Below are 11,597 nucleotides of genomic sequence, written 5' to 3' on the forward strand. Positions count from 1 at the left end.
AATAGAATGTATGAAAATAATTATCAAAAAGCAGTTGCTTAGATCATAGAAATCGGCCCAAAGAGAGAAATCTTCTTCAGAGCGATAAGATGACATGCTTCTTTTACCACCTAAAAATTAGCCTTTTGGTTAAAAAAGATTTCTCCCTTTGGGGTGAAATGACAGAAAAGCAGTTACGCTTGCCCTGATTCGCCATCGTTTCCGGCTTCGGTTGCAGCAACCGCAGCTTCCGGCACTGCCTTAAACTCAGGCCGGTTTTTTAATAGCTCAAACCAACTGATGATCTTTTTGATATCCGAAGCATAAACTTTCTCCTCGTCGTGGTCTGGCGCTACTTCCCGAAAAAAAGCACGCAACACTTTTCCGTCTGCTTTTTTGGCATCCGGAGTGTTTTCTGCCGTTTTCATCCGCTCAAAAATATCAGTCAGCTTTAAATCTTCCTCTTCGCCAAAAACCGTGATTTCTTCCAATGCTGCCAGTTTTGCGGTGTTTAAGTTCACAACCAATTTCAGTTTCTGTGCGTCTAAGCTTTCCAATATAAACCCGGTTTTGCTTTGTGCCATCGCGCGCCACAAGCCCGGTTTCCCGGAAACGGATACTATTCCCTGTAAATTCATTTTCTTTGGGTTTTACGTTTTAAGTTATACGTTTAGATGGCGGTGAAGCATAAAGGTTTACACGCCACTTAAACGTATCACTTAAAACTTACAACTTTTTCCTATCCTTCAATCACTTCTACGCTTGTAATTTTATCGCCCTGGCGGATCTGGTCTACCACATCTACATTGTCAATTACTTTTCCAAAAACGGTATGGTTGCCGTCCAAGTGTGCGGTATTGGTGCGGCTGTGGCAGATAAAAAACTGCGAGCCACCGGTATTACGGCCGGCATGCGCCATCGAAAGCACGCCGCGGTCGTGGTATTGGTTGCCGCCGCTTAGCTCGCAATCAATTTTATAGCCTGGGCCACCGCTGCCCGCACGGAAAGCAGTTGCCGGATCTTTAGAAAGCGGATCGCCGGTTTGCACCATAAAGTTCGGGATAACCCGGTGAAAGGTTACGCCGTTATAAAAGCCATCTTTTGCTAATTTTGTAAAGTTGGCTACCGTATTCGGCGCATCCTGATCGTAGAATTCTACCGTCATGTCGCCTTTTTCAGTTTTGATAATTGCTTTGCTCATTTTTCGTTTAAGAAGGGCAAAGTTAGTATTTTGGAGTTAATATTAAATTAAGAGTTATTTAGGATGAGGCGTTTTCGTACTGTTTTTATCACATTAATTTTAGGTTTAACGGGTTTTGTCAGGGTTAATGCGGCTTCCATTTTAATCCCGATGGACGAAACGCAGCACGACCATTTAAAATCGTACGGCATTGCTTTCTGGGTTTTAAAAAATGGTGAAGAAGTAGACTGGCTGCTCAATTACCGTGGCGGCAGTTTTATGTTGAAATATGATCAGAAATCGGAAGCCGAATGCAAGATCAGAGGTGTAAGTTACGAGGTTTTGGCCGATGCAAAAGTTACTTCGATCTTAACCGAAATTACCGATCCTTCCGCCAATATGGATTTGGTGAAACTGGAAAAAGCGCCTAAAATGGCCGTGTATTCCCCAAAAAGCAAGCTGCCCTGGGACGATGCCGTAACGCTGGTTTTAACGTATGCCGAAATTCCGTACACGGTTTTGTATGATGAAGAGATCATCAAAGGAGAATTGCCCAAATACGACTGGCTGCACCTGCACCACGAAGATTTTACCGGCCAGTACAGCAAGTTTTACACCGCTTTTCACACGGCTTCGTGGTACATTGAAGACCAGCAGCGGCAGGAAGCATTAGCTGCAAAATTAGGCTTCAAAAAAGTATCGCAAATGAAGCTGGCCGTGGCCAAAAACATCCGTGATTTTTGTTCGGGCGGCGGCTTTTTATTTGCGATGTGTTCTGGCACCGATACTTTTGATATTGCTTTGGCTGCCGAAGGAACGGACATTTGCGAACGTATTTTTGACGGTGATGCAGCCGACCCGAATGCACAATCCAAACTCGATTTCACTAAAACTTTTGCTTTCCAAAACTTTAAGCTGGACGAAAACCCGTACAGCCACAGCTTCAGCAACATTGATGTAACGGCTACCCGAACGGTAGATCGTCCGCAGGATTTTTTTACTTTGTTTGATTTTTCTGCCAAATGGGATGTTGTTCCTTCCATGCTCACCCAAAACCACGATAAGGTAATCAAAGGGTTTATGGGCTTGACAACAGCTTTCCGCAAAGATCTGTTAAAGCCGGGCGTTTTGGTTTTGGGCGAATTAAAATCGGCTGGGGAAGCGCGTTACATCCACGGCGATTACGGCAAAGGCCAATGGACTTTTTACGGCGGCCACGACCCGGAAGATTACCAGCACGCCATCGGCGACCCACCAACCGATTTAAAATTGTACCCCAATTCTCCCGGCTACCGCTTGATTTTAAATAATGTTTTGTTTCCGGCGGCGAAGAAAAAAAAGCAGAAAACCTGATGCTGTTTTTATCGGTAGAAATTTGAAAAGTATTGTTTACAGATTTGATTAGATCGCATTTCCGGCCATGCTTCTTTTATCGGCATAAATTTGAAAAGATACTTCCCTTATATAAATGCAAAAGGCTTAACCCTCTCGATTATACCTTTTGTATTTTATATTGATAAAAGAAGCATTACCCCTACTTCATGCCCATAATTATCCAGATAATAATTCATTTTAAAGTTGTATTAATTGGTTTTTGCGCAGTTGATGCAAATGTGATTGCCACATTTTTTCCAACTTGTTATTTTCGAATAGTTTAATGGTTCGATGATAGATTTTGCAATTGGGTATAAAGTGTATTCGTTTGGTTGATACAGTTGCTAAAGATTTGAATGAATTGGCGGAGAAGTTGGGTGTGGAAAAGTTGAGTGAATTTTTAAAAAAGATGTTGTTTGATTAGAAACCCTAAGCTCAAAGGATGGGGTTGCAACCCCCAGCGAGTTGGAGAATAAAAGGAGCAGATTAAACCATGCGGCTAATATTTGATCTGTTTGACATCAATTTTAAGTTTATAAATATGTACCGGAAAAACAACCCTGGATATGCCATTTTGAAACGGAGCGGTACGGTTTAATTGTGCTTCGGGCATCCATAAGTAACCTTCACCATCAATCCATAAAGCATCAATCCAAGTCAGCCTATCGTCTTTAATCAGTATGCTGCTTTTTCCTTCTGGTGTTATTTTAAGTATTTGAAGATGGTCAACATCAGAAACATATATATTTTCATCTAAGTCCATTGCCGTTCCACCGGTAGTGGGCGTGCAGGACCATAACACTGCTTTTGCCGATAAATTTATAGCTGTTAAAGCAGGGTCGTTTAGAAATTTTGTTTCAATCCTAAACATAGGCCCTGATGCAGGCTGAAAGTATAAAAACTTTTCATCGGGCGACAGCTCCAGTTGATCTGCGTGAAGACGGAATTCTTTGTCGCCTTGTTCCATCATAACCTTGCCTTCTGCATACATTGGACGGCTGTCTGTTGTAGAAATTTGGTTTTCTAAAACCCGCCTTCCTTTACCTGTTTTTAAATCAATCACAATTAGGCTAGGTTCTCCAGCATCGGTAACATAAATAAATGACTTCCCGATTCGTAAATCATCTATGGCACTATTTTTTTTAATAAAATCGTCGCAAGAAATAATGCGGGATATTTCGTTCTTTTTTATATCGACAACAACCAGTTTGGCACCACCTTTTATAGGAGCCGAGCCAAACGTTGGACAGCCGGTATCTACTATCCAGAGATTGCCATCAGGGCCGATACGAAGTGAATTAGTGCGCACAAACTTTTCAGTTGGGTCTTCACTAACCTTCCAACTGTTCCATTGCTCATTTGGAAAAGGCACAACTGTTCCATTTGAAAGTATTTCTCCAATTTTGATGCCTGCATTACTTTCAAGGTGAGGAAAGCAAACAAACACACGGCCGTCACTTGTAGTTGTTACACCGTTCCAAACCATGTTTGATTCATATACAGCTATCAATCCGCTGTCTGTTACAGGTAACTTATTATTTTGAACAAAAGTCTCGTTGTTCATCGTATTGAAATTTGATTTGTATTTATAATTAACTAAACATATACTGCATTAAAAAATGTAGTTAAAACAACAATACCATTTGCTTACAATTTGTTCTGGTTATCATAAATTAGAAGCTGAATCGGATCGGCGTTTTGGTTATGTGCACCCCAATTCTCCCGGCTACCGCTTGATTTTAAACAACGTTTTGTTTCCGGCGGCGAAGAAAAAAAGCAGAAGACTTGATGCGATGCTGTTTTTATCGGTGGAAAATTGTTACCGTTATAATTATAGCAGAAGCTTGACCTGATTATTGAATTAAAAGCTCCTTCAATTTTAAAGCATAAGAAATATCACCACAAACAAATTTGTTGGAAAAAGAAGAAGTTCCGGTAGCTAAATAAAGAAGATAATGAAACCCCCGTTTTGTGTTACCTGTTAATTTTATTTTTGTAACAATCAACGGTTGTCCAATATTTAAAGACTCTTTTACTTTATCTTGATCACGTAAAGAAGGATCATTTTGGTATTCAATATTGTTTTTAATATCTAGATTTCTGTTTAATAGGGTTGGCAAGGCAAAAGGAGATTTAAAAGACACGGTTTGGTATCTTCCATCATCTGAACCTTTTCCAATCGTAAGCTTTTGACCGATGAAAATTTTAAATTCGATATTTGAAAATAAAGTATCGTTGTGAAAGGTAAGGATTGTATCCACAAGTCGTTTTGAGTTCCTCACGTTTTTTGCGAAAGATATTTTTGAAAAAAGTACAAACAGTATAAAAACTAAAAAAAGATTAAATGCTAATTTCATAAATCATGTTTTTAACCATGCAAATGTAACTGTTAGAATCAGTCATGTAAATTTGATGGTTAAAAGAAGCATTTTTATGAAAATCTATTTCTGTTTAATTTCCGAAGAAAAAAAAACAGAAGACCTATGCTGTTTTTAGCAACATATAATTAAGATTGTTAGTAGCACATTCGCTACCTTTGATTAATGAAAGTTAAGGAGCTGATCAAATTGCTTAAACAGGACGGCTGGGAAGAAAAAGATCAGAAAGGCAGCCATTTACAATTGATTCATCCTAACAAATTAGGGAAAATAACCGTTCCGGTTCATGGAGGCGATATTCCAAAAGGAACATTAAACGCTATATTAAAACAGGCAGGATTAAAATAAGATGCTGTTTTTATTGATTACAAAATTGCAACGATGGAAAAGATAAAAGTAGAGTTAGTCATCGAAAAAGGAGATGAAGGTTTGTGGGGAAGTGTGAAGTACAACAATAATTTAATTGCTAACCATGGGATTGATCTTGCCGACCTCGAAAATAAATTAAAGCTTCGTTTACAAGAATTTGAAGATGTTGACCCTGAAACTGTAGCTTTTGAGCCTACTTATGATGTATTTGCGCTGTTTCAGGAATTCGATTTTTTAAACATTAGTAAAGTTGCAAAGTATGCGGCCATTAATGCTGGTTTGTTGCGCCAATATGCATCTGGTGTTAAGCATCCGTCGTTAAATCAGGCTAAAAAAATCGAAGAAACATTGCACCGCTTAGCCGAACAGCTGCAAAAAGCTTCGGTTTATGCAGTTTAATTAAAGTTTTATTAAAACTCAGGTAAGTGTTTATACTTCTTTTATCAGTATAAATCTTGTGGTACTAATCCTGATCCCTTTCATCAAAACTTAAATTCCTTTTCCCGGCAACAGTTGCCAAAATTCTTTGTTTAACTTTAATCAGTTTTTAAGCGAAGAATTTTATGGAAACGGCAACCCACACCAGCGTTCAGCAATTTCAATCGCAAGTAAAAGTTGCCGGTTTACTGATTGCGACTGGCATTGTTTTCGGCGACATTGGCACTTCCCCTTTATACACCTACACCGCTATTTTTGACCCCGGCGAAATCATCAACCCAACCAAAGCATTGGGCGTATTAAGCTGCGTGATCTGGACGCTGACCTTGCAAACCACCATCAAATACATCCTCATTACTTTGCAGGCCGACAACCACGGCGAAGGCGGGATTTTTTCACTTTATGCCTTGATAAAACGTTATTATGGCAAATGGGCGGTGATCCTGGCCATTCTGGGCGGTTCGTTTTTGGTGGCAGATGGTATTATCACGCCGCCTATTTCGGTAGCATCGGCAATTGAAGGGCTCCGGTTATTTTACCCGCACCTGGATACGATACCGATCATCATTGCCATTCTAATCTTCCTGTTTGTGATCCAGCAATTTGGGACACAAAAAATAGGCAAAATATTTGGGCCGGTGATGGTGCTTTGGTTTAGTTTTATCGGCGTGATAGGCTTGCTGGCACTAAGCAAAAATTTTAGTGTGCTAAAAGCAGTAAACCCAATGTATGGAATTAACCTATTGGTGCATTACCCAAAGGGTTTTTGGCTGCTTGGCGGCATATTTCTTTGTACTACCGGTGCCGAAGCTTTGTACAGCGATATGGGCCACGTTGGCCGGAACAACATCCGCGTAAGCTGGATTTTTATCAAAACTTCGCTCATCCTTTCTTATGCCGGGCAAACGGCCTGGCTTTTAAGTGCCGGCAAAGCAAACAGTTTAAGTCCTTTTTTCAACATTGTGCCTTTGCCTATTTATATTCCGGCCGTTGTGCTTTCCACTTTTGCAACCATTATTGCCAGCCAGGCACTCATCAGTGGCTGCTTTACTTTAGCCAACGAAGCCATCCATTTAGGGCTTTGGCCGCGGCATAAAATCATTTTCCCCAGTGCCATCAAAGGGCAATTGTATATCCCTTTTTTCAACTGGTCGTTAATGGTTGCCTGCATCGGCGTAGTGCTGTATTTTAAAGAATCAACCAAAATGGAAGCTGCTTTTGGCCTTTCGGTAACGCTGACCATGCTTTCCACCACTTTCCTGATCACGCTTTTTATGCTGTCGCGCAGGTGGTCTTTGGCGGCCATCATACCTACCATGCTCATGTTTTTAGCGGTCGAAAGTTCCTTTTTAATTGCCAACCTTAAAAAAATTGCCGAAGGCGGCTGGATTATGCTGCTGATGGGCAGTGCTATTGCTACCATTATGTTGATTTGGCGGCGCGGCAGGATCACCCAAAATAAATTGATTACTTACAGTGAATGGGAGCCGGAAAACCTGGAAAAGCTGGTTGAACTTAGCCACAGCACCACCATTGATACTTATTCCACCCATTTGATCTATTTTACGTTTTCGTCGCAAAAAGGAAAAATCGAAAACAAAACCTTAAACTCAATCTTTACTTCGCCCTTAAAAAGGGCCGATGTTTACTGGTTTTTTTATGTGAAAATCACCGACGACCCTTACACTTTACAGTACGAAGTGCATAAGCTTTCCAAAAACGATGCTTATCACATCACTTTCCGGCTGGGTTTTAGGGTTGAACCAAAATTAGATTTGTTTTTCAGGAAAATAGTGAAAGAACTGATGGAAACCGGAGAACTGAAACGCGATGACTGCGAAGAAATTAAGTTTGAAAGGAACCCGATCGGCGGTTACAAGTTTGTGGTGGTAAACTCCTATTTATCGTTTGACAACCAGTTGCCTTTCTGGCAAAACCTGTTCATCAACAGTTATTACAACCTTAAATCTGTGGGCGTGCGCGAAGATGTAAACTTTGGTTTAGACCCCAGCAACGTGGTTTTCGAAAAATATCCGCTTGTTTACACTTCTACCGATAAGGTTAAGTTGCAAAGGGTTCAATAACCGCAAAAGATTTTTGGCTGATGCTTTTTTTATCACATAAAAATTGGGATCGGCTATTTTTGGATAAATAACAGGGACACTAATTTTATAGTGGTAAAAGAAGCATGCCCGATGAATTCTTCGACAAGCTCAGAATGACTGACCGCCTTGTCATTTCGACCCAAAGGGAGAAACCTTCTTTCAAAAACACAAGTTGAAACTGCTTTGAAGAAGATCCCTCCTATCGTCGGGATGACAGAACAAGGCGCATAAAAAACACCGGTAAAAGAAGCATCCGCTTTGCCATTTCGACCCGAAGGGAGAAATCTTATTTCAACCATAAAAGCTAAACTGCTTTGAAGAAGATTCCTCCTATCGTCGGGATGACAGAGCGGCGAAATGACAGCGCAAAGCCTCAATCATAAAAATTCCAGCTCACGCCAAATTTCAAAAGCTTGTCCTGCATTGGGTAACCGCTCCTACCGCCGGGGGCAATTACTGTGTAAAACCCTTTGCTAAACAAGCCCTGGTTGGCATAATCGTATTTTAAAAACAAGTTGGTGCGCCGTAAAGTGCCTTTGATAAAAAAATCAACCACCGGGTAACTTGGGAACGTAACGTTGTTTGCTGAATTGGTATTGTAAAACTGGCCAATTCCCGGCGCATAAGCTTGTGCGAGATAAGTTGAATTATACCTTACCGCAAAACCCATATTGGTGTGCAGTACGTTAAAAAAACGTTTGGTGTAATAAAAACTACTGTAAACGTAGTATTCGGGCGTGCGCAAAACGTTGGTGTTATCTGTTTTTTGGTAAACAAAATAATTATCCAAATGCAAGCTGCGCCAGGTAAAGTTTTTGCCAACGCTGATTTTTAACAAGCTGATTGCACCGCTATTTTGCATTGCCTTCGGGTTATTATTTAAAGAATCCTGCGGCACTTGAAAATACAGGTAATTGTTCAGCAAAAAGTATTCGGCCTTGGCATCAAACTGCAACTTGTCGTTTTGATAATTGAAAGACAAGCTGGTGGTTTTTGGTTTGCTGAAGCTGTTATGGAAATCGTAATGGCTGGAAGTCCAGTTGGTAAAAATGATGGGCGCCGTATTGCTTTGCGTATAACCTTCCATAATTACGCGGCCAATTTTGTTGCCCAGCAAAACATTCAGTTTGGCATCGTACAAATAATCGCCAAACTCCCTGCCCAAAGTTACCTGCTGAAAATTGGCATCCAAAGCGGCACGGTTACTTAAATTATAGCCCAAACGTGCTTTTAAAGTGATGTCTTGAAATGAAGTGTGGTTTACCAATTGCTGATAGTTGGAAGTGGCCAGTTGCCCCGGCTGCCGCACGTACTGGCTGTAGTTGTAATAATCGTGCACCAAACCCAAATCCAGTTTCAACTCGTTGCGCACAAACTTTACAGCATTTCCCCGAAGGTAAAAACTGTAAGAAAAATCGTTGCGGATATGTTTGACCATGACGGAATCGCGCGAGTACAACGAATCAAACCTTGCAAGCGGAAAAACGTGGTACTGATCGGCCTCGTCCTGCAAATACGTGTATTTCTGCGTGTTGTAAGTAAAAGTATGCGAAACACGCTGCGTAGGCAACACGCTGGAAGACGAACCTGCGCCCGTTTTTAAACCTTCTGTGCGGCCGATGTAATAAAACTGCTTGATGTAAATGCTGTTGTTGCGCCAGTTATCGCGCGAATTATTGAGCCTTACCGGCTGCGAACTTTTAGACAACGAACCGCTTGTGCCAGTCGTGCCCGAAGAACCGTTGAAAATTGAATCGCTGAGGATAGAGCCATTTTCGGGCTGTTTTAAGTTGTTAAAATTGAGGTTACCGAGTAAATTATAGCGTTTGCTTTTCGATTCGTACCAGGTAAAAATAGCGGCTTCCAGGTGGTCTGCTTTTTGCCGCGGATAAAAACCAACCGAACCAATGCGGTTAAAGTTGAAGCCAATATTCCAGTTTGGTTTGATGTTTTGCGTATGCGTAACACGGAAAACCTGTTCTTTTAAGGCACCGTTTACGTAATACAAATTGGTAAAAGGCGTGCGGGCGCGGTAGTAGTTAATATCTTCGGGGTGAAGTAAATAATCATCCAAAGCATGCAAACCAATATCAAACCCTACTTTTTTTATCGGTTCAAAAAGTAAATTCCGATCGGCCAAACCTAAATTCCCCAACCCTATTTTCGGGCTTCGCGGCTGGTACAAGGAACTGTAATTTTCAAAATTGGTCAGTGTCGTGTCCAAAGGCAAAACCTGTGTGCTGTCGTTCAGCAGCTTTTCGTTGGTTACGCGGATAAATTTGGAGGTAAAAATAACCGTATCGCCTTTATGCTCGTCGCGTTTGCGCAAAGTGTCCAGCAACTGATCGTCGGTCAAAGCTTTTGCGGGCCTCCTTTTCGTCGTATCGTTTTGATTGAACGGATTGGTGTTGGTATTAGAATTGGTTGTACGGCCATATTGCGCGTAAACAGACGGCGCATACAGGCAAACCAGCAGAAAAAACAGAAATTTAAGCGGCTTTAATATCACAGGTCGGCAATCAGTTCTTTCAGGATCAAAGTCATTTTTGGTTCGGCAGCGTGGGCAACAGCAATAATTTCATCCACCGAAACCGGTTTTAAATCATCCGGAAAACCTTCGTCCGTTAAAACCGAAATGGCAAAAACAGGCAGGTTCATGTGGTTGGCCACAATTACTTCTGGCACAGTGCTCATGCCAACAGCATCGCCGCCGATGATGCGCAGATAACGGTATTCGGCACGAGTTTCCAGGTTTGGTCCGGTAACCGAAACGTAAACCCCTTTGTGGCAGGTAATGCTGTTTTTACCGGCAATTTTTAAGGCTTTTTCAATCCAATCTTTTCGGTAAGGTTGGCTCATATCCGGGAAACGCGGGCCTAATTCTTCATTGTTGTTTCCGCGCAATGGATTGTCGGGCTGCAAGTTGATGTGGTCTTCGATCACCATCAAATCGCCTTTTTTATATGCGGGATTTAGTGCGCCGCTGGCATTAGAAACCAGCAAAGCTTTGATGCCCAGCATTTTCATAATCCGCACCGGAAACGTAATTTGCTGGATGGAATAGCCTTCGTAATAATGCAAACGGCCTTGCATGGCCACCACTTTTTTGCCGGCCAGCATCCCAAAAATCAATTTGCCCGAATGAAATTCTAAGGTAGAAATCGGAAAATCAGGAATGTTGCTGTACATCAACTGCTTTTCCACTTCCATTTCGTTCACCAAACCGCCCAAACCGGTGCCTAAAATTATTCCAATTTCTGGCTCAAAACCGTTAATCCGGCTTTGTATATAAGCGGTTGTTTTTCTGATACTTTCTAACATAATTTTCTACTAACTGCTTAAACGCAGGCGCTGCATTATTCAAAAAATTCAAACCAATCGGCGCAACAAAAACCGGCAAACCGGCCAGCGCTTTTTGCAAAGCAGGTTCTTGTAAACGCTGCGCATCTTTTTCTGTTGTGATGATTACTTTTTTATCCGTTGCACAAGCGTTAAAATCTGCAACAAGTTTACTTATATTTTTGATGGTAAACTGATGATGGTCTGGATATTTGTGCAGATAAACCGCTTCAAACTGCTTACGCAAATGTTGCAGCAACGGTTGCGGATTGGCAATACCCGTCAATAAAAATACCACTGATTTTTGCTTGATAAAAGAAGCATCGGCCAAAAGCGTAAACGGCCGGAAATCCTGATAAACAATGCTGGTGAAAAACAAATTTTGATGCGGTAAAAGAAGCATTTTATTGCGGATTTGCTGCTGGTTTTCTGCGG

13 protein-coding genes are annotated in these 11,597 nt (G+C 41.4%); 5 read left to right on the plus strand and 8 right to left on the minus strand.

The features are described from left to right. Positions 1–173: 173 nt before the first annotated feature. Together Q0192_RS15065 and Q0192_RS15070 are read right to left on the minus strand one after the other, a co-directional pair. Positions 174–617: a DUF5606 domain-containing protein gene (locus Q0192_RS15065; RefSeq protein WP_299290576.1), complete on the minus strand. Its 444-nt coding sequence runs from the start codon at positions 615–617 to the stop codon at positions 174–176. Positions 618–718: 101 nt separating this feature from the next. Continuing rightward, entirely contained in the window at positions 719–1,180 is a 462-nt protein-coding gene (locus Q0192_RS15070) for a peptidylprolyl isomerase (protein WP_299290578.1), read from the minus strand. 150 nt (positions 1,181–1,330) lie between these two features. Here Q0192_RS15070 and Q0192_RS15075 point away from each other — a divergent pair, with 150 nt between their 5' ends. After that, the gene (locus tag Q0192_RS15075; RefSeq protein WP_299290638.1) at positions 1,331–2,512 is read left to right on the plus strand and encodes an asparagine synthetase B; all 1,182 of its coding nucleotides are present in this window, start codon (positions 1,331–1,333) and stop codon (positions 2,510–2,512) included. Between the two features lie 520 nt (positions 2,513–3,032). On the opposite strand, the gene Q0192_RS15080 is transcribed toward Q0192_RS15075, so the two are convergent. Next, positions 3,033–4,097, minus strand: a complete 1,065-nt coding sequence (locus Q0192_RS15080; RefSeq protein ID WP_299290580.1) for an L-dopachrome tautomerase-related protein — start codon at positions 4,095–4,097, stop codon at positions 3,033–3,035. 79 nt (positions 4,098–4,176) lie between these two features. Between Q0192_RS15080 and Q0192_RS15085 the strand changes: the two genes are divergently transcribed. Further along, complete coding sequence (locus Q0192_RS15085; protein ID WP_299290582.1) at positions 4,177–4,386, plus strand: hypothetical protein; 210 nt, start codon at positions 4,177–4,179, stop codon at positions 4,384–4,386. On the opposite strand, the gene Q0192_RS15090 is transcribed toward Q0192_RS15085, so the two are convergent. Then, positions 4,387–4,890: a hypothetical protein gene (locus Q0192_RS15090; RefSeq protein ID WP_299290584.1), complete on the minus strand. Its 504-nt coding sequence runs from the start codon at positions 4,888–4,890 to the stop codon at positions 4,387–4,389. A 186-nt stretch (positions 4,891–5,076) separates the two neighbouring features. On the opposite strand from Q0192_RS15090, the gene Q0192_RS15095 reads away from it, so the two are divergent. The 3 genes from Q0192_RS15095 (at position 5,077) to Q0192_RS15105 (ending at position 7,802) form a co-directional block, all read left to right on the plus strand. Next, positions 5,077–5,259, plus strand: a complete 183-nt coding sequence (locus Q0192_RS15095) for a type II toxin-antitoxin system HicA family toxin (RefSeq protein ID WP_299290586.1) — start codon at positions 5,077–5,079, stop codon at positions 5,257–5,259. 33 nt (positions 5,260–5,292) lie between these two features. After that, positions 5,293–5,679 (plus strand): hypothetical protein, encoded by a 387-nt coding sequence (locus tag Q0192_RS15100; protein WP_299290588.1) that lies wholly within the window; start codon positions 5,293–5,295, stop codon positions 5,677–5,679. A 164-nt stretch (positions 5,680–5,843) separates the two neighbouring features. Next, positions 5,844–7,802, plus strand: coding sequence for a KUP/HAK/KT family potassium transporter (locus Q0192_RS15105; protein ID WP_299290590.1), 1,959 nt, complete (start codon positions 5,844–5,846; stop codon positions 7,800–7,802). A 53-nt stretch (positions 7,803–7,855) separates the two neighbouring features. Here the strand turns inward: Q0192_RS15105 and Q0192_RS15110 are convergent, their stop codons facing one another. The 4 genes from Q0192_RS15110 to Q0192_RS15125 all read right to left on the minus strand — a co-directional run bounded on the left by Q0192_RS15110 (position 7,856) and on the right by Q0192_RS15125 (position 11,565). Then, the gene (locus Q0192_RS15110) at positions 7,856–8,122 is read right to left on the minus strand and encodes a hypothetical protein (protein ID WP_299290592.1); all 267 of its coding nucleotides are present in this window, start codon (positions 8,120–8,122) and stop codon (positions 7,856–7,858) included. Positions 8,123–8,196: 74 nt separating this feature from the next. Next, on the minus strand, positions 8,197–10,332 hold the full coding sequence (locus Q0192_RS15115; RefSeq protein ID WP_299290594.1) for a putative porin: 2,136 nt from the start codon (positions 10,330–10,332) through the stop codon (positions 8,197–8,199). Further along, complete coding sequence (locus tag Q0192_RS15120; RefSeq protein ID WP_299290596.1) at positions 10,329–11,144, minus strand: purine-nucleoside phosphorylase; 816 nt, start codon at positions 11,142–11,144, stop codon at positions 10,329–10,331. Before Q0192_RS15120 ends, Q0192_RS15115 begins: the two co-directional genes overlap by 4 nt. Beyond that, complete coding sequence (locus tag Q0192_RS15125; protein WP_299290598.1) at positions 11,095–11,565, minus strand: tetraacyldisaccharide 4'-kinase; 471 nt, start codon at positions 11,563–11,565, stop codon at positions 11,095–11,097. Before Q0192_RS15125 ends, Q0192_RS15120 begins: the two co-directional genes overlap by 50 nt. Between the last annotated feature and the right edge of the window lie 32 nt (positions 11,566–11,597).

Origin of the sequence: uncultured Mucilaginibacter sp. (assembly GCF_937859865.1) — a bacterium.
Lineage (GTDB): Bacteria > Bacteroidota > Bacteroidia > Sphingobacteriales > Sphingobacteriaceae > Mucilaginibacter_A.